The organism is Pseudoalteromonas sp. SR41-4 (assembly GCF_014163985.1).
In the GTDB taxonomy this organism is placed as follows: Bacteria; Pseudomonadota; Gammaproteobacteria; order Enterobacterales; family Alteromonadaceae; genus Pseudoalteromonas; species Pseudoalteromonas rhizosphaerae.
Genome location: NZ_JACJEI010000008.1, coordinates 57,550 through 76,103 on the forward strand (window position 1 = coordinate 57,550; position 18,554 = coordinate 76,103).

General features: G+C 41.3%; 19 protein-coding genes and 8 tRNA genes. 13 read left to right on the forward strand and 14 right to left on the reverse strand.

Features of this window, described 5'->3' with window-relative positions; translation table 11 throughout:
• Positions 1–42: 42 nt before the first annotated feature.
• From H5180_RS08505 to lolB, 14 genes are all read right to left on the reverse strand, one after another.
• Positions 43–117 (reverse strand) — tRNA-Gln (locus H5180_RS08505).
• 40 nt (positions 118–157) lie between these two features.
• Positions 158–242, reverse strand: a tRNA-Leu gene (locus H5180_RS08510).
• A gap of 84 nt (positions 243–326) precedes the next feature.
• Positions 327–401, reverse strand: a tRNA-Gln gene (locus H5180_RS08515).
• Positions 402–441: 40 nt separating this feature from the next.
• Positions 442–526: transfer RNA gene (locus H5180_RS08520), tRNA-Leu, on the reverse strand.
• A gap of 95 nt (positions 527–621) precedes the next feature.
• Positions 622–698, reverse strand: a tRNA-Met gene (locus tag H5180_RS08525).
• A 5-nt stretch (positions 699–703) separates the two neighbouring features.
• Positions 704–778: transfer RNA gene (locus H5180_RS08530), tRNA-Gln, on the reverse strand.
• Positions 779–816: 38 nt separating this feature from the next.
• Positions 817–901: transfer RNA gene (locus H5180_RS08535), tRNA-Leu, on the reverse strand.
• A gap of 143 nt (positions 902–1,044) precedes the next feature.
• Positions 1,045–1,121: transfer RNA gene (locus tag H5180_RS08540), tRNA-Met, on the reverse strand.
• A 279-nt stretch (positions 1,122–1,400) separates the two neighbouring features.
• Positions 1,401–2,492 (reverse strand): redox-regulated ATPase YchF, encoded by a 1,092-nt coding sequence (gene ychF / locus H5180_RS08545; protein WP_145240629.1) that lies wholly within the window; start codon positions 2,490–2,492, stop codon positions 1,401–1,403.
• Positions 2,493–2,526: 34 nt separating this feature from the next.
• Positions 2,527–3,111, reverse strand: a complete 585-nt coding sequence (pth, locus tag H5180_RS08550) for an aminoacyl-tRNA hydrolase (RefSeq protein ID WP_145240631.1) — start codon at positions 3,109–3,111, stop codon at positions 2,527–2,529.
• 17 nt (positions 3,112–3,128) lie between these two features.
• Positions 3,129–3,734: a 50S ribosomal protein L25/general stress protein Ctc gene (locus H5180_RS08555; RefSeq protein ID WP_145240633.1), complete on the reverse strand. Its 606-nt coding sequence runs from the start codon at positions 3,732–3,734 to the stop codon at positions 3,129–3,131.
• 160 nt (positions 3,735–3,894) lie between these two features.
• Positions 3,895–4,842 carry a ribose-phosphate pyrophosphokinase gene (locus H5180_RS08560; RefSeq protein WP_145240635.1) on the reverse strand — a complete coding sequence of 316 codons (948 nt, stop codon included), beginning with the start codon at positions 4,840–4,842 and terminating at the stop codon, positions 3,895–3,897.
• Between the two features lie 100 nt (positions 4,843–4,942).
• A complete protein-coding gene (ispE, locus tag H5180_RS08565) occupies positions 4,943–5,800 on the reverse strand; it encodes a 4-(cytidine 5'-diphospho)-2-C-methyl-D-erythritol kinase (RefSeq protein ID WP_257325560.1) in 858 nt (285 codons plus the stop codon).
• A 1-nt stretch (position 5,801) separates the two neighbouring features.
• Positions 5,802–6,389 carry a lipoprotein insertase outer membrane protein LolB gene (lolB, locus tag H5180_RS08570; protein ID WP_149980714.1) on the reverse strand — a complete coding sequence of 196 codons (588 nt, stop codon included), beginning with the start codon at positions 6,387–6,389 and terminating at the stop codon, positions 5,802–5,804.
• A gap of 83 nt (positions 6,390–6,472) precedes the next feature.
• On the opposite strand from lolB, the gene hemA reads away from it, so the two are divergent.
• The 13 genes from hemA (at position 6,473) to H5180_RS08635 (ending at position 18,534) form a co-directional block, all read left to right on the forward strand.
• Positions 6,473–7,729 (forward strand): glutamyl-tRNA reductase, encoded by a 1,257-nt coding sequence (gene hemA / locus H5180_RS08575; RefSeq protein WP_182719176.1) that lies wholly within the window; start codon positions 6,473–6,475, stop codon positions 7,727–7,729.
• A 7-nt stretch (positions 7,730–7,736) separates the two neighbouring features.
• Positions 7,737–8,822: a peptide chain release factor 1 gene (gene prfA / locus H5180_RS08580; protein ID WP_145240641.1), complete on the forward strand. Its 1,086-nt coding sequence runs from the start codon at positions 7,737–7,739 to the stop codon at positions 8,820–8,822.
• A gap of 2 nt (positions 8,823–8,824) precedes the next feature.
• Positions 8,825–9,667, forward strand: coding sequence for a peptide chain release factor N(5)-glutamine methyltransferase (gene prmC, locus H5180_RS08585; RefSeq protein ID WP_145240643.1), 843 nt, complete (start codon positions 8,825–8,827; stop codon positions 9,665–9,667).
• A gap of 49 nt (positions 9,668–9,716) precedes the next feature.
• Positions 9,717–11,258, forward strand: coding sequence for a response regulator (locus tag H5180_RS08590; RefSeq protein WP_182758057.1), 1,542 nt, complete (start codon positions 9,717–9,719; stop codon positions 11,256–11,258).
• A 111-nt stretch (positions 11,259–11,369) separates the two neighbouring features.
• Positions 11,370–11,744 (forward strand): SirB2 family protein, encoded by a 375-nt coding sequence (locus H5180_RS08595; RefSeq protein ID WP_145240645.1) that lies wholly within the window; start codon positions 11,370–11,372, stop codon positions 11,742–11,744.
• Positions 11,745–11,868: 124 nt separating this feature from the next.
• The gene (locus H5180_RS08600) at positions 11,869–12,696 is read left to right on the forward strand and encodes a tetratricopeptide repeat protein (protein ID WP_145240647.1); all 828 of its coding nucleotides are present in this window, start codon (positions 11,869–11,871) and stop codon (positions 12,694–12,696) included.
• A gap of 16 nt (positions 12,697–12,712) precedes the next feature.
• Positions 12,713–13,966 carry a DUF819 domain-containing protein gene (locus tag H5180_RS08605; RefSeq protein ID WP_145240649.1) on the forward strand — a complete coding sequence of 418 codons (1,254 nt, stop codon included), beginning with the start codon at positions 12,713–12,715 and terminating at the stop codon, positions 13,964–13,966.
• A 9-nt stretch (positions 13,967–13,975) separates the two neighbouring features.
• Complete coding sequence (gene kdsA / locus H5180_RS08610) at positions 13,976–14,830, forward strand: 3-deoxy-8-phosphooctulonate synthase (RefSeq protein ID WP_145240651.1); 855 nt, start codon at positions 13,976–13,978, stop codon at positions 14,828–14,830.
• Between the two features lie 119 nt (positions 14,831–14,949).
• Positions 14,950–15,846, forward strand: a complete 897-nt coding sequence (locus H5180_RS08615) for a transcriptional regulator GcvA (RefSeq protein ID WP_145240653.1) — start codon at positions 14,950–14,952, stop codon at positions 15,844–15,846.
• Position 15,847: 1 nt separating this feature from the next.
• Positions 15,848–16,486: an alpha/beta family hydrolase gene (locus H5180_RS08620; protein ID WP_182758058.1), complete on the forward strand. Its 639-nt coding sequence runs from the start codon at positions 15,848–15,850 to the stop codon at positions 16,484–16,486.
• Between the two features lie 25 nt (positions 16,487–16,511).
• Complete coding sequence (locus H5180_RS08625; protein WP_182758059.1) at positions 16,512–16,880, forward strand: DUF423 domain-containing protein; 369 nt, start codon at positions 16,512–16,514, stop codon at positions 16,878–16,880.
• Between the two features lie 38 nt (positions 16,881–16,918).
• Entirely contained in the window at positions 16,919–18,004 is a 1,086-nt protein-coding gene (rlmM, locus tag H5180_RS08630) for a 23S rRNA (cytidine(2498)-2'-O)-methyltransferase RlmM (protein ID WP_145240657.1), read from the forward strand.
• 176 nt (positions 18,005–18,180) lie between these two features.
• Positions 18,181–18,534 carry a YkgJ family cysteine cluster protein gene (locus H5180_RS08635; protein WP_145240659.1) on the forward strand — a complete coding sequence of 118 codons (354 nt, stop codon included), beginning with the start codon at positions 18,181–18,183 and terminating at the stop codon, positions 18,532–18,534.
• The last annotated feature ends 20 nt before the right edge of the window (positions 18,535–18,554 follow it).

Sequence of the window (18,554 nt, forward strand, 5' to 3'; positions counted from 1 at the left end):
AGCTAGAGTTATTCTTTAACAACATTCTTTGGTAGAAGAAGTTGGCTGGGATACCAGGATTTGAACCTGGGAATGCCAGGATCAAAACCTGGTGCCTTACCGCTTGGCGATATCCCAACAAAGAAATAGTTGATAGTTTTAATTCTTATCAAGAACATGGTGCGGAAGGAGAGACTTGAACTCTCACATCCTAAGATACTGGAACCTAAATCCAGCGCGTCTACCAATTCCGCCACTCCCGCATAGTCCGTATAATTATATACGTTTTTGCTGTTTATACTCGTAGCTAGAGTTATTCTTTAACAACATTCTTTGGTAGAAGAAGTTGGCTGGGATACCAGGATTTGAACCTGGGAATGCCAGGATCAAAACCTGGTGCCTTACCGCTTGGCGATATCCCAACAAAGAATCAATTGATAGTTTTAGTTCTTATCAAGAACATGGTGCGGAAGGAGAGACTTGAACTCTCACATCCTAAGATACTGGAACCTAAATCCAGCGCGTCTACCAATTCCGCCACTCCCGCATTATCACTTTGAATTAATCAAAGAAATGGTAGTTATTTTAAACTCTTCATTGAGTTGCAATTTAACTCTTGCAGAGCCACTTCTAAAAAAGAAATGGTGGCTAAGACGGGATTTGAACCTGTGACCCCATCATTATGAGTGATGTGCTCTAACCAGCTGAGCTACTTAGCCATTGTTGGCTGGGATACCAGGATTTGAACCTGGGAATGCCAGGATCAAAACCTGGTGCCTTACCGCTTGGCGATATCCCAACAATAACAATTGATAATTTTAATTCTTATCAAGAATATGGTGCGGAAGGAGAGACTTGAACTCTCACATCCTAAGATACTGGAACCTAAATCCAGCGCGTCTACCAATTCCGCCACTCCCGCATCGTATATACAGGTAACAACGTTTTGGAACCTTAACCCAGCGTCTAATTCAAGACAACTGCCAATTCCATCACTCCCGCATACGTTGTGTAATAAAACACTAGGTAGTTATTTTAAACTCTTCATTGAGCAACAAAAAATAATGGTGGCTAAGACGGGATTTGAACCTGTGACCCCATCATTATGAGTGATGTGCTCTAACCAGCTGAGCTACTTAGCCATCTTTTTTTGTTAGCACTTCATCGCTGAGTGCGGGGCGTATTATGCTGATATGACCCAAATCCGTCAACACCTTTTTTGCAAAAAAACACGTATCTTGGTTTGTTTGCGGGAAAAATAGGCTAACAGGCTAAATTTTAATAAAAATGGTGTTTTTTTAACTGCTTTATTGTGACTTATTCACAACAGCTGATATTTAATGATAGTGCAAAAATAAAAAAGGCTCGTAAAAACGAGCCTTTAAAAATCACTAAAGGTGATAGGTCACACTGGGATGGTGTTAAACATTGAACAAGAAGTTCATTACATCGCCATCTTTAACTATGTATTCTTTGCCTTCTTGGCGCATCTTACCTGCTTCTTTTGCACCACTTTCACCTTTATAGGCGATGTAGTCATCAAAAGCGATGGTCTGTGCACGGATAAAGCCACGCTCAAAGTCAGTGTGGATTTTACCTGCAGCTTGTGGCGCAGTTGCACCTACTGGGATTGTCCATGCACGTACTTCTTTTACACCTGCAGTAAAGTAGGTTTGTAAATGAAGTAACTCATAACCACCACGGATCACTAGATTCAAACCTGGCTCATCCAGACCAAGATCGGCCATAAACTCAAGTTTATCTTCTTCATCTAGTTCCGAAAGCTCAGATTCAATCGCGGCACATACAGGCACAACAACAGCATCTTCAGCAGCAGCAATTTCGCGTACACGGTCAAGATATGGGTTATTTTCAAAACCATCTTCAGCTACGTTAGCAATGTACATAGTTGGTTTGATTGTTAAGAAGTTAACAGAGCTAATAGCCGCTTTTTCTTCTTTAGTTAATGCTAAAGAACGTAAAGTTAAGCCTTCATCAAGGTGTACTTTTACTTTTTCAAGTACGGCATTTTGTTCTTTTGCGTCTTTATCGCCACCTTTGGCTTTTTTCGCGTTACGGAAAAGGGCTTTTTCAGCGCTATCCATATCAGCAAGTACTAACTCGGTGTTGATCACATCAATATCATCAGCAGGATCAATGGTACCTGCAACGTGAATGATGTTGTCATCTTCAAAGCAGCGCACTACGTGGCCAATTGCATCGGTTTCACGAATGTTAGCTAAAAACTGGTTACCAAGACCTTCCCCTTTCGATGCGCCTTTTACAAGACCCGCAATATCCACAAATTCCATACTCGTTGTAAGAATACGTTGTGGTTTTACAATCTTTGCAAGTTCGTCTAGACGAGGATCTGGCACCGGTACCACGCCCGTATTTGGCTCGATGGTACAAAAAGGAAAGTTAGCGGCTTCAATACCCGCTTTGGTTAATGCATTGAAAAGTGTTGATTTACCAACATTAGGCAAACCGACGATGCCACATTTGAAACCCATAGTTAAGATACCTTGTTTAGATCCGCTTAACCAATTATGGCTTAAACGAATGTAGTCTGTTTTGTGCTTTTAACACACCGTCTTTTGCAAGTATTTCCATACAACGAACTGCTTCATCTACTGCGGCATCCATTTTCTCTTGGTCTTCTTTGGCTGCTTTTCCAAGCACCCATCCGGTCACCATTTCACGGTGTCCTGGATGACCTATGCCAACGCGCAAACGCATGAAATCTTTTTGATTTGCCATCTTTGCAATAATGTCTTTTAAACCATTATGGCCACCGTGTCCGCCACCTTTTTTTAATTTGGCAACACCGGGTTCTAAATCCATTTCGTCATGGGCAACTAGGATGCTCTCAACAGGAATTTTGAAAAAGTTGGCTAAACTACCGACAGCTTTACCACTTAAATTCATATAAGTAGTAGGGATCAGTAATTTGAATTCTTGACCTTGGATGATCACTTTGCCGGTAAGGCCGTGATACTTAGGATCGTGTTTTAGCGTACAGTTGTAGCGTGCAGCGAGTTGCTCGATGAACCAAGCACCTGCATTGTGGCGTGTGTTTGCGTATTCGGGGCCTGGATTAGCCAGGCCCACAAGCATTTGAATAGAATTCAAGGTGCAAACCTTAAAATTTATTCTGCAGCTTCGTCTTCAACTGGCGCAGCTTTGTTAGCTTTGATAGTTACGATAGACTGGTCGTGATCAGCACCTTTCGCTAAATCAACAGATGAAACACCTGCTGGAAGTTTAACGTCAGAGATGTGTATTGAGTCACCAGCAACTAGGCCAGCTACGTCAACTTCTACGAATTCAGGAAGTGACTTAGGAAGACACGTGATTTCGATTTCTGTTAATTGGTGAACTACAGTGTTACCCGCTTTAGTTACCGCTTCTTCACCGATGAAGTGAACTGGTACTTTAGTGTTAAGTTTGTGAGTAGCATCTACACGTTGGAAATCAAGGTGAGTGATTTTAGGCTTGAACGGGTGACGTTGGATATCTTTAAGGATAGCTTCAACTTTTTCACCAGCGATATCAAGAGTAAGGATGTGAGTGTAAAAACCTTCACTTTCTTGTGCTTTGATAATATCTTTGTGTTCAAAAGTAAGTGATGCAGCTTCTTTGTCAGCACCGTAAAGGATCGCAGGGATTTTATCTTCACGACGTAGGCGGCGGCTCGCACCTGTACCCGTAGCTGTGCGTAATTCTGCATTAAATGTATATGTTTCGTTAGACATGATGTCTCCAATAATTAAATAGTGTAGGGCCTTTGCGACCAAGGTCCCTAGCCAAAAGGCGCGCTATCATACCACCGCGACTAATTAAAAGAAACACGATACATAAAAAAAGCGCCAACGAGGCGCTTTATTACATCAGGATATTTTAACTAAACCAAGTTTAGTGTTCGAACATCGCTGAAATAGATTCTTCATTGCTGATACGGCGAATTGTTTCAGCTAGCATGTCTGCAAGTGTTAACACTTTAATTTTATCAATTGCTTTTAATTCAGCAGACAGTGGAATTGAGTCAGTTACAATCACTTCATCAATTACTGAGTTACGAATGTTTTCTAATGCTTGGCCAGAAAGTACAGGGTGAGTAGCGTAAGCGAATACTCGCTTAGCACCGTGTTCTTTAAGTGCTTCAGCTGCTTTACATAAGGTACCGCCAGTATCGATCATATCATCAACGATGATACAGTCACGGCCTTCAACGTCACCAATAATGTGCATTACTTGAGAAACATTCGCTTGTGGGCGACGCTTATCAATAATGGCAAGATCGGTATCGTTTAATAACTTAGCAATAGCACGGGCACGAACTACACCGCCGATATCAGGTGATACAACAACAACATCATCAAATTGACGCTCTTTCATATCTTCAAGTAGCACTGGGCTACCGAACACATTATCAACTGGTACATCAAAGAAGCCTTGGATTTGCTCAGCGTGTAAATCAACCGTTAGAACTCGGTCAACACCTACACTTGATAAGAAATCGGCAACAACTTTTGCTGTGATTGGTACGCGAGCAGAGCGCACGCGGCGATCTTGACGTGCATAACCAAAATAAGGAATGACGGCTGTTATACGACCTGCAGATGCACGACGTAAGGCATCAACCATTACAATAAGCTCCATCAAGTTATCGTTAGTAGGGGCACAGGTTGATTGCACAATAAAAACATCCGAGCCACGAACATTTTCATTAATTTGAACACTGATCTCACCGTCGCTAAAACGGCCAACAACAGCATCGCCAACTTCAATATATAAACGTTTTGCAACTTTTTGAGCTAACTCAGGTGTTGCGTTACCAGCGAAGAGCTTCATGTCAGGCACGGTAGGGTTCCTCAGGCACTGAATTTTTGGACTAATAAGCGATAAAAAAAGTATAGCTTATTAACTTAAACTTTATTTACTTGTACGTTACTTCATTGCTTCAATGTATAGCGTCCAACTGCGTATGAGCAGGAGAGATATTAACGCTGCTGGCAATAAAACCGTCCCAGTTATGGGGGAGATTTTCAAGAACATGTTGCGCTTCTTTTTGCGTGGCAAATTCAACAAAACAGCATGAACCTGTGCCAGTCATCTTCGACGGAGCGTATTTTAGCAACCACTGGAGGGTCTTTTCAACCTCAGGGCAGAGCTTTTTAACTAAAGGCTCGCAATCGTTGGCTAATGTTTGTTGCTGCCAGTGGCCTTTTAGCTTCGGTGTATTGCGTTTTAAATCTGGGTGAGTAAAAATTTTCGCGGTGCTGACATGTTCACTTGGATGCACTACACAATACCATTTTGACGGCAGCTCTACATTCACTAACTTCTCGCCAATGCCTTGAGCTAGGGCGCTTTTGCCGTTAATGAACACCGGCACATCTGCGCCTAACTGCACGCCAAGCGCTGCTAATTCAGATAGTGATAACTGGCATTGCCATAATTTATTAAGCGCTAAAAGTGTGCTGGCCGCATCTGAAGAACCACCACCAACGCCGCCTCCCATGGGTAATATTTTAGTTAAATTTATTTTTGCGCCAAAAAGGGAATTTGTGTGTTTTTGTAATAAAACGGCCGCTTTATAGATCAAATTATCTTTTAGGGGGATATCGGTGGTGTCACCAGTGACTTCAATTTCAGTTGTTTCAGTCAAAGTAAATGTGAGTTGATCGCCATAATTTAAAAAAGTAAATAAGGTTTCCAGTTCATGATAGCCATCTTCACGACGGCCATTAATGTGTAAAAATAAATTGAGTTTGGCAGGAGCCAATAACGAAAATGAAGTCATAGTGTGCGTAGTCATGTTAGTTAAAGTGCCACTCGTAAAGTTGAATTTTTATTTTAATATCTTGGTGTTTTAACGTGAGCTTTTTAGGTAACCAAAATCCGGCGTATTGTTGGTAATCAGCATAGCTTATTTGCCATTGATCGCCATCGGGTGCGTGCCAAGTTACATTTTTTGCTCGGCCTAGTTCATCAACTTGCAAACTTGGATCGTCAACAGTGCCTTTTAACCAATTATCGGCGCTGTCCATCGGTATATTAAAACCAGTGAGCCTAGCAAGCAGGCGCGATGCATTAATGTCATGGTAAATGTGATCATCGTATTCAAGTTCAGCGCCGTTAGTATTTTGTGTTAATGCTAAAACACGGGTACCGATAAAACTCGTTAAAATAAGTTGGTTTAACTGTTCTTGTTGTTGCCAATTTAAGTTTGCTGATTGGCGTTCATCTGGACTAATAAAAGCCAGTTTTCCTTCAACTTGCCAATTGGTTTGTTGTGATAATTGCGACTTCCAATCGTCATAAAGAGCTGTTTGAGGGCTAATTTGCTGCGCACAACCACTTAAAAATAAAAAAAATATGAGTAAAATCAAATATAGTCGAATCAAATGTCGTTCCTTACTTTCCATATTCCGCTGATTTTTGGTAAAATTATCGTCTTTCGAGCACGGCTTAGCAATATTTGGCACATATGACCATAGTAGCACTTGGTATTAATCATAAAACCGCATCTGTAGAATTACGCGAAAAGGTTGCCTTTTCGCCTGAGCAATTGTCAGAAGCATTACAGCAACTGAGCGATCACGATCAGTTTAATGAAGCGGTTATTGTGTCCACATGTAACCGAACAGAAATCTATTGTAGCCTCGCTCAGCAAAATTCCCAAATACTGTTGCAATGGTTAGCTAGTTTCCACGGTTTGGATGAATACGAACTGAGCAGTAATGTATATTGTCATCAAGATAATGATGCTATCAATCATTTAATGCGTGTGTCATGTGGCCTAGATTCTCTGGTGCTAGGTGAACCGCAAATTCTTGGTCAGATAAAGCAAGCTTATAATAGCGCCAAAAATCACAATTCGGTGAGTGTGGTATTTGACCGGTTATTTCAAAAAACCTTTTCGGTAGCAAAACAAGTAAGAACGGAAACCGATATAGGCGCCAGTGCGGTGTCTGTTGCTTATGCTGCGGTTAATTTAGCTAAACATATATATGGCAAGTTAGATAAAACCAAAGTGCTATTAATTGGTGCCGGGGAAACAATTGAGCTGGTAGCGAAACATCTATATCAAAATGAACCACAACAGATCACCGTGGCGAATCGCACCATAGAGCGTGCACGCCTACTGGCAGAAGATGTTAATGCCGACGTTATTGCGTTAGCGCAGTTACCTGAACGCTTACATCAGGCGGATATAGTGATCAGTTCGACAGCAAGTACTTTGCCAATTATTGGTAAAGGGGTAGTTGAACAAGCGCTAAAACAACGCCGTAATAAGCCAATGTTATTTATTGATATTGCAGTACCGCGCGATATTGAAAGCCAAGTTGGTGAATTAGATGCGGCCTATTTGTATTCGGTTGATGACTTACAGGCAATAGTAAGCGAAAATATCGCTTCAAGAGAACAAGCCGCCGATGAAGCGCAAGTGATTATTACCCAGCGCTGTGCGGAATTTGTGATGTGGATGCGTTCACTCGACTCTGTCGATCTGATCCGTTCTTATCGCCAAGATGTACACGATATTAAGTCTGAGCTGGTTGATAAGGCAATAAGCCAATTAAATACCGGTAAAGACGCAGAAAAAATTATTTTAGAGCTGGCCAACAAGTTAACCAACCGCCTAATGCACGCGCCTACCCGTGCAATTCAAGATGCGGCTAAAAAAGGTGAAGTTGCTCAGTTAAGCCAATTAAAGAAAATGTTAGGTATTGATCAGGAATAGCAGTTACATGAAAGAGTCCGTTTATCGTAAGTTAGAAACCTTAGTAGAGCGTTATGAAGAAGTACAAGCGCTGCTAAGTGATCCGTCAGTTATTAGCGACCAAAATCGTTTTCGTGCGCTTTCAAAAGAATATTCTGAGTTGGAAGAAATTGTAAAAGCATTTTTAGGCTATCAGCAAACACAAGATGATGTTGCTACAGCAGAAGAAATGCTAAAGGATTCGGATCCTGATATGCGTGAGATGGCGCAAGAAGAATACAAAGAAGCCAAAGCGCAAATCCTTGCTATCGAAGATCAAATACAAGTGTTGATGCTACCAAAAGATCCGCGCGACAATAATAATGTGTTTTTAGAAGTACGTGCCGGCACGGGGGGCGATGAAGCAGCCATTTTTGCTGGTGATTTATTCCGTATGTATACCCGTTATGCTGAAACTAAAAAGTGGAAAGTAGAGATTGTGAGCACCAATGAAGGTGAGCACGGTGGTTACAAAGAAGTCATTGCTAACATTAGTGGTGAAGGCGTGTATGGGCAATTGAAGTTTGAATCTGGTGCTCACAGGGTACAACGTGTGCCAGAAACTGAATCGCAAGGACGAGTACATACCTCTGCGTGTACTGTTGCGGTAATGGCTGAAGTGCCAGAAGCTGAAGCGATTCAAATTAATACCGCTGATATTAAAGTTGATACGTTCCGTGCCTCAGGTGCCGGTGGTCAGCACGTTAATAAAACTGACTCGGCAATTCGTATTACCCACTTACCAACAGGTGTAGTGGTTGAGTGTCAAGATGAACGTTCACAGCATAAAAATCGCGCGAAAGCGATGTCAGTGCTTGCTGCACGTTTACAACAAGCGGAAGATGAAAAACGCCACGCGGCTGAAGCATCAGAGCGTCGTAACTTAGTCGGTAGCGGTGACCGTTCGGAACGTATTCGTACTTATAACTATCCGCAAGGACGTATTACAGATCACCGTATCAACCTCACTTTATACCGTTTAAATGAGGTAGTTGCCGGCGACTTAGGTTGTGTGATTGAGCCGCTAATGCAAGAGCATCAGGCTGATTTACTAGCCGCTATGGGTGATGAGTAATCGTGACCGACACGATTGAAAGTGCTGTTTCGCGTGCTACTTTGCTGCTGCAAAGTAGCAGCGATAGTGCCAAATTAGACGCTCAAGTATTATTGCTCGACGTATTACAAAAACCACGTAGCTACTTATTTAGCTGGCCAGAACAAAAGTTAACACCGCAACAACAACAGCTATTCGAAAGTTATTGTCAACGTCGCTTAACAGGTGAGCCAGTGGCTCATATAACGGGCACACGTGAATTTTGGAGTTTGCCACTGCAGGTTAATCCCACTACGCTGATCCCCCGTCCAGATACCGAAACACTGGTTGAATATACGCTCAGTTTACCTTTACCTGTGGCCGCTAAAGTGCTTGATTTAGGCACTGGGACTGGTGCAATTGCGCTTGCACTTGCCAGCGAAATGCCACTTTGGCAAATCACAGGGGTTGATAGGGTTACTGATGCTGTAGCGCTTGCGAATACAAATAAGCAGCGGTTAGGCTTTATTAATGTAGACTTTGTGCAAAGTGATTGGTTTAGCCAAGTTACAGCACAAAAGTTTGATCTAATAGTTAGTAATCCGCCGTATATCGAATATGATGATATTCACTTAAATCAAGGTGACGTACGTTTTGAACCACTTTCTGCGTTAGTTGCCGATGATGACGGTATGGCTGATATCAAGTATATTATTACTCAAGCACGCAATTTTTTAACGTCAAATGGTTACCTTGTTATTGAGCATGGATATCAACAAAGTACTAAAGTGCATAGTTTTTTTGCACAAATGGCGTATACAAATATACTTACAGTTAAAGATTTAGCAAATAACGATCGTGTAACGCTCGCACAGTGGCCGGGATAACTATAACAATTACAGTGCGAGAGCAAAATAAACGCTTTGAGGACTCAGTATGATGGATGATTTTTTGTTTTCGGATGAACCACAAGAAGTAGAAAGTGATGTAGTTAAGGGGACATGGAAAGTCATCATTGTTGATGATGAGCCTGAGGTTCATGCCGTCACGAAACTGGCATTAAGTGATTTTGAGTTTCAAGACAAGCGTTTAGAGTTTATTAGTGCATACTCAGGGGCTGAGGCTAAAGTACAAATAGATAATAATCCCGATGCTGCAATAGTACTGCTTGATGTGGTGATGGAAACCGACGATGCAGGCTTGAAAGTCGCGCAATATATTCGTGAAGTCGCTAAAAATAATCATATACGTATTATCCTTCGTACTGGTCAACCCGGCCAAGCGCCAGAGCGCCAAGTTATTGTTAATTACGATATCAATGACTACAAATCAAAAACAGAACTTACCGCACAAAAACTATTTACTGTAGTGATGTCGAGCTTACGTTCTTATCGCGATATTTTATCGATTGAACAATCTCGTCAAGGTCTTGAAAAAATCATTAAAGCATCTCGAGATATTTTTTCAGCGCACTCACTTGATCACTTTATTGAAGGGGTGATGCAACAATTAACATCGTTGCTCGGCACCGTTGATCAAGCAATGTACGCCACCAGTTTAGTGGCAGGTAATCCACAAGATAATCAGCATAAATTAGTGGTATTTTCTGGGCGAGGCGATTTTGAACGCAGCGAAGGTAAAGCAATTGAAGAGGTCTTGAATACCGAGCAGCTATCAGCATGTAAGCAAGCATTTAGAGATAAAAACATTGTTTATAAAGACAATTATTTGTTTGCATACTGTTGCAGCGAACATAATCATAATTCAATGCTTTTTATATCTGGTATTCCACACGACTTATCGGATACACAGCGCCATTTGATTGAAATATTTTCGCAAAATGTACAGTTAGCGTATGAGAATGTGCAATTACAATCCGAGGTCGAAGCTACTCAGCAAGAGTTAGTGCTTCGTTTAAGTGAAGCTCTGGAGCAGCGTTCAACCGAAACAGGTAATCATGTTAAGCGGGTTTCGCATATATGTAATACTTTAGCACTGGCGTATGGTTTATCGAAACGTGAGGCTGACTTAGTTCGTTTAGCGTCGCCACTTCATGATGTTGGTAAGGTCGGTATTCCTGACGCTATTTTAAATAAGCCGGGTAAATTGACCTCCGAAGAGTGGGAAATCATGAAAACGCACACTCAAAAAGGTTACCTTATCTTACAAGACTCTCGTCGAGAAATCGTTAATGCGGGTGCTCAAATTGCACGTGATCACCATGAAAAATGGGATGGTTCAGGTTACCCACAAGGAAGGCAAGGACAAGACATTCATATCTTTGGCCGTATAGTGGCGCTTGCAGATGTGTACGATGCGCTGCGCCATAAACGTTGTTACAAAGAAGCGTGGACGCTTGATGATGTCGTTAATGAAATCAATCAGCAAAAAGGCAAACATTTTGAGCCTAAACTGGTCGATGCATTTAACGACAACCTAGCGGAGCTTGAAGAAATTTTAACCCGTTTTCCAGATTAAAAAATAATACCCAGTGCATTGAACTGGTGAGTTATTTAACGCATTAGAATGAGTATGTTTAATAACATTGGTACAATTTCTTTTTTAACATTAATGAGTAGTTAGGGGCATATGGATTATTTAGCAGTCAAACACACACACATGGCAATTGCAGTTTTAAGCATTGTTCTATTTTATGTACGTTCATTTTCTCGCCTCGGCAGTGGTGCAATCGCTAAAAATAAATTGGTATTTATTGGTAGTCACGCAACCGATACGTTTTTACTTATTTCAGCTTTCGCGCTGATGGCAATTGCAAAAATTAATCCACTAGAACAAACCTGGCTGCTTGAAAAGATTATTCTTGTAGTGGCGTACATTGTACTGGGTATTATTGCCAGTAAACAGCAAAAAACCAGTATAAAAATTGTGTTTTTAGTTGTTACGACTGCGGTCATTGCCTTCATTGGTAAGCTGGCGGTTGCCAAAACAGCGTTTATTTTGTAACTAAACGTGTTCAAAGGCTGCACTAAACAGTCTTTGAACGTTAATCTAGCGCGCTACGTTGGTATCTGTGTAAAAAAATAGGTAAACTAGTCATTCATTTTCTATTAAAGATGTTGCCGTATTAATGACCACCCCTTGGTTTGAAGATCAAAATGAATCCTATCAAGATGAGGCTTTTGACACATTCGTTCCCCAAGCGTTGTATCGTTGTATAAGCGCTGAAGCGAAGTGGGATCCTCAAGCTGATTTAAGTGATAGCTTTGCCACACTGAGCGACTTTGAAAATCAAGTCACCGAACTATGCCAACAATACCCTGATATTCACGAACGGTTTGATGCGTTGGTTGACATGTTTTTTACTCAGTGGTTATTTAGCGTATCCAGTTTAAAAGTCCCAGAATACACCTTAAATAGTTTTAGCTATATGCTGAGTATGCGCAGTGGTTCTGAAACAACACTGGGTATTTTATTATGCCATTTGCTGAACCATGCAGGTTTTGATGCAAATGTAACGATTAATAATAGTGAAATAAATGTCCATGTTGCTATTAGCGATGAGGAAGGTTATTTACTTGAGCCGAGTTCAGGTCAACAAAGTTGGTATATTATTCCTGAAAACGCCAGTGAAGAAAATGGTGATGAGCAAGAGCCGCTTGAGCTCATTTTTGACGAAGAAGTGTATAAGCTTTATCTAGCACAACAAAAGTGGGCCTTTATTAGCAGTAATAAATTTGGTCATGCTTTGAGCTGTGTTGAGATGCTGATGGAGCTAATAGGCGATGATCCGTACGAAAGACGCGACAGAGGCTATTTACTTAACCAGCTTGATTGTCCGAAAATGGCACGTGACGACTTACAATTTTTTATCGATGAGTGTCCAGATGATCCTGCAATTGATATTATTCAGCATCAACTTGAAGAACTCGAAGATAATCACAAAACTCACCATTAACTTTTAAGGAATTTACATGGCTGACGCCCATACTGCCCTGATCACCAATGACGCGGTTGTCTTTGGTTTATTAGCAGTAATATTAGGCTTTATTTTTAAAACATCGAACAGTCAAAATAGCGCACTGAAAAAGTTTTACAAATATGTCCCAGCATTATTACTGTGCTATTTTTTACCTTCACTATTGAATACTTTTGGCATTGTTGATGGTCATTCATCTAATGTGTACTTTGTAGCATCACGTTACTTGCTTCCGGCGTGCTTAATTTTACTGACCATTAGTATTGATTTACGTGCCATTATTAATCTTGGTCCGAAAGCATTAATTATGTTTTTAACCGGTACTGCGGGTATTGTGATCGGCGGCCCGTTGGCCATTTTGATCATGAGCGCAGTGTATCCAGAAGCAGTCGGTGGTCATGGCCCTGATGCAGTATGGCGTGGCATGACCACGATTGCTGGAAGCTGGATTGGTGGTGGTGCAAACCAAGCATCGATGAAAGAAATGTTTGAAGTTGGCGGAGATATATTCTCAGCAATGGTTACGGTAGATGTGATTGTCGCTAATTTATGGATGGCAGTATTACTGTTAATGGCTGCCAACCATAAAGCCATTGATGCGAAAACAGGCGCGGATACTAGCGCGATTGAAGAGTTAAAAAATCGCGTTGAAAAATACCAAGCCGAGCACGCACGTCTGCCAACACTCAATGATTATATGCTGATCATTGCAATTGCATTTGGTATTACCGGTCTTGCGCATTTTTGTGCAGACTTTTTAGGACCTTACTTTGGCGCTAATTTTCCATGGGCACAAGAATATAGCTTAAACAGCAAGTTCTTTTGGTTAATTGTTATTTCGACGACCATAGGTATTGCATTGTCGTTTACTAAAGTACGTCATATTGAAGCCTTTGGCGCATCTAAAGTAGCCTCCAGCTTTTTGTATATTTTAGTGGCATCAATTGGCCTTCATATGAATATTACGGCTATATTTGAATCGCCTATGTATTTCGTCATTGGCTTAATTTGGATGCTTACCCACGCCAGTTTAATGTTAATTGTGGCAAAAATAATTAAAGCGCCGCTATTTTATATGGCCGTTGGCTCACAAGCGAATGTGGGCGGTGCGGCATCGGCACCTGTGGTTGCTTCGGCATTTCACCCATCGCTTGCGCCAGTTGGGGTATTATTAGCCGTTCTGGGCTATGGCGTAGGCACGTATATGGCATATATTTGTGGTTTAATGATGCAAGCAGTTGCACCTTAAGGAATAAAAATGAACAACCATTTAATTAAAATTAATGATATTGAACTGGCAAACGAAAAACCGTTTGTATTGTTCGGTGGCATGAATGTACTTGAGTCTCGTGATTTAGCAATGCGTATCGCCGAGCATTATGTAGAAGTGACCACTAAGCTTAATATTCCTTATGTGTTTAAAGCGTCATTTGATAAAGCAAACCGTTCATCAATTAATTCATACCGTGGTCCTGGCATGGAAGAAGGCTTAAGGATTTTTGAAGAAATTAAAAAAACGTTTAATGTTCCTTTGATCACTGACGTCCATGAGCCGCATCAAGCAGCGCCTGTGGCAGAAGTGGTTGATGTGATCCAATTACCAGCATTTTTGGCGCGCCAAACAGATTTAGTGGTCGCAATGGCGAAAACGGGCGCAATTATTAATGTTAAAAAGCCACAATTTTTAGCCCCGCACGAAATGCGCCACATCATTACTAAATTTAATGAAGCGGGTAATAACAATGTTGTATTGTGCGAGCGTGGCTCAAGCTTTGGTTATAATAACTTAGTCGTTGATATGCTGGGTATGGATGACATGAAACCAATGGCTCCGGTTATTTTTGATGCCACTCATGCTTTACAACGTCCAGGTGGGCGCAGTGATTCTGCCGATGGTCGTCGTGCACAAGCGGCAGAACTTGCTCGCAGCGGCATGGCATTAGGGTTAGCGGGTTTATTTATTGAAGCGCATCCTAATCCTAATGAAGCTAAATGTGATGGCCCATGTGCACTTGCATTAAGTAAGTTGGAAGGCTATTTAAGTCAAATGAAAGCCGTGGATGATTTAGTTAAAAGCTTTGGCCCATTGGATACCAGCGCCAGCGACTTGTAATCGCAAAGCGTGATAAGAAAAGCGACGAAAGTCGCTTTTTTTATGTCTTGAATATACACTTCCTTGGCATGTGTATATAATCTTATCCATAAGAAAAACTAATTCTAAGTTTGATCACTATGTCTCGACGTGTTCCGCCACTAAACGCATTAAAAGCATTTGAAGCTGCTGCTCGGCATTTGAGTTTTACTAAAGCGGCTGAAGAGTTATACGTCACACAGGCGGCGGTAAGTCATCAAATAAAAACTTTAGAAGAGCATCTTGGCTTAAAACTATTTTTGCGAAAAAACCGTTCTTTATTACTCACCGAAGAAGGCCAAGGTTACTTTTTAGATATTAAAGAAATATTTACTCAGCTAATTGATGCTACCGAAAAGCTATTAGCCCGTGGTGCAAAAGGCTCATTAACCGTGAGTTTAACGCCCAGCTTTGCTATTCAATGGTTAGTGCCACGCTTGAGCTTATTTAACGAACTGCACCCTGAGATAGATGTACGAATAAAAGCCCAAGATCAAGACGAAAACTCACTCACCGATGATGTTGATGTGGCTATTTATTATGGCCGTGGTCATTGGAGTGGCGTGCAAACGCATAAACTGCATACCGAATACTTAGTACCTTTGTGTAGCCCCATGCTATTAACAGGGCCAAAGCCGCTGGATCAGCCAAGTGATTTGGCAAACCATACTTTATTACACGATACCACCCGTAAGAACTGGAAAACGTGGATGAAAACCGCCGGTGTTCGTAATGTGCAAGTAAACCAAGGACCTATATTTAGCCACTCATCAATGGTGTTGCAAGCAGCAGTGCATGGTCAAGGTGTTGCTATTGGTAACAGTGTGCTTGCTAAACCTGATATTGATGCAGGACGTTTAGTTATTCCGTTTAACCACAGTTTAGAAAGTAAAAATGCGTACTATTTAGTAAGTCGTGAAACGCAATCTGAATTAGGCAAAATAGTATCGTTTAAGCAGTGGATGCTGAGTTTAGTTGAACAAGAGCAAGAGTATTAATATGACTATCGAATGGATTAAAAGTGACCAACAACCCGCTTTGGCACAATTTATTTTTGCCCATGGTGCTGGAGCCGCTAGTGATTCAGGATTTATGCAGAAAATGGCAAGCTTGCTGGCAGAGCAAGGTATTGATGTTGGCTTATTTGACTTTGAATATATGCAAATAGCCAAGCAAACCAATAAGCGTCGCCCGCCAGATCGTGCGCCTAAATTACTGCAATACTTTGCACATATATTAACCTTTGTACAGCCAAGCTTACCGTTATTTATTGGTGGCAAGTCAATGGGCGGGCGGATGGCATCAATGCTTGTCAGTGAAGAGCGAGTAACAATGCCTACAATTTCAGGCGTATTGGCATTTGGCTATCCATTTCATCCACCAGGCAAGCCTGATAAATTACGCATTGATCATTTTGGTAAAATACCATGCCCGTTTATGGTGCTCCAAGGCGAGCGCGATACATTTGGTACCCGTGACGAATTAACACAGCTACAACTGGATAAACGCCCAGAGTTTGTGTGGCTAGCTGATGGCGATCATTCCTTAAAACCACGCAAACGCAGTGGCTTTACAGAGTTAGGTAATGTGCAAACTGCCGCTGAGCACGCTGCTAGTTTTATCAAACAGCATATTTAAAGGCATCTTTAGCAGGAAAAAAATCATGATTAAACTATTTTTAATGACTGGCAGTTTATTTTGCATGCTATCAGTGGTGTTGGGCGCCTTTGCGGCTCATGGTTTAAAAAGCCGTGTTTCTGAATATGCTATTGGCGTATTTAAAACTGCGGCAGAGTATCAGATGGTGCATGGCCTTGCGTTAATTGCGATTGCCATTTTAATAAAATGGGGAATTAACCTCACATCGGCTGGTTGGTTTATTATTGCTGGTATTTTTTTGTTTAGTGGCAGTTTATATTTATTAGCAATCACCGGTTATAAGTGGCTTGGCCCCATCACACCCGTTGGTGGTTTATGTTTTATTATTGGTTGGACTATTTTATTAGTGCAAGTAGCACGGTTTAAATTTTAATAGAGAATATCGCTCAAAAGAGCAATTAAAGGGTTTTTATGTCAAGTGTAGTGATTTACTGCCGTAGTGGTTTTGAAAATGATGCCGCTGCAGAAATAACATTTCATGCCGCAGAGCAAGGTTTTGCTGGGTATGTAAAAGCAAAGCCAAATACCGGCTATGTTATTTACGAATGTTTTGAAGCGCAGCATAGTGATGAAATCATCAAAAAGGTTGATTTCAAAAATATGGTATTTGCCCGTCAGTGGTTTGCCGGCACTTTACTTGAAAACATGCCCGTCGAAGATCGTGTTGGCGAAATAGTAAAAGCAGCGGTCGATTTTCCACTTTGCTCAGAGCTACGGGTAGAAACACCCGATACCAATGAAGGCAAAGAGTTGTTAACTTTCTGCAAAAAAATCTCTACCCCACTTAAAAAGGCTTTAGAGAAACAAAACACCGTGTTACGCGAACCTAAAGCCAATCGCCCCGTAATGCACATCATGTTTTTAACTAATAACACCGCGTTTGTCGGTCATTCATATAGTTATAATAATTCCCCATTTTTTATGGGAATATTACGACTAAGAATGCCAAGTGATGCACCGAGTCGCTCGACCTTAAAACTGGATGAAGCGTTTAATGTGTTTATTGCGGAAAAAGATCGTGAAGCGCGGGTTCAAGCCGGTATGCGCAGTGTTGACTTAGGTGCCTGCCCAGGTGGTTGGACGTATCAACTAGTGCGTCGCGGTATGTTTGTTAGCGCCATTGATAACGGCCCAATGAATGATGATTTAATGCAAACAGGTCAAGTTAAGCACTTCCGTGTTGATGGTTTTAAATACCGCCCTGAGAAAAGAAATATTACTTGGTTAGTATGCGATATGGTAGAAAAACCAACCAAAGTAACCAGTCTTATGATTGATTGGGCGGTCAACGCATACGCGAAAGAACTTATCTTTAACTTAAAGCTGCCAATGAAAAAGCGCTTTGACAGTGTGTATGAGTGCTTAACGATGATCAAAGAAGAGCTTAATAAATACGGTATAAGCTATGAATTACAAGCTAAGCATCTTTATCACGATAGGGAAGAAGTAACTGTTCATTTGAACGTCACTAAAGTGCCACAAAGTCTATATAGTTAATAAGCTTGCAAAGTTTAGATATATAAAAGCACAGCATTAGCTGTGCTTTTACGTTATGGCGTAAGTCTGCACTAACATAGCATTGCAAGTTACAGCATATAACGCGTAATATAGGGGTTATGGAGAATTAGTTAAGTTGCGGCATGAGTGCACTGCATTATAAAAGGTAAATATAAATGTACAAAAACCAAAAAGTAATCTTGCGATTACGCGCTAACATTCCATCGTTTGAATGTGTTGAAGGTTGCCATGATTGCTGCGGTCCAGTGACAACATCATCTGAAGAAATGTCGCGATTACCGGTAAAAAGCGATGCAGAGCACGAAGCGGCATTAAATGAATTTAATTGTGTACACTTAGGTCCAAAGGGATGCACTGTATATGATGAACGGCCATTAATTTGTCGTTTGTTTGGCACAACTCCAAGGATGCCATGCCCAAATGATCGCGCTCCAGAGCAGCCAGTTGATCCTAAAATTGAGCGCGAAGTGCATCATTTCATTGCTAATACACGGCAAGTTTTAGTGTAAAAAGTGCTGCAAATAGGGGA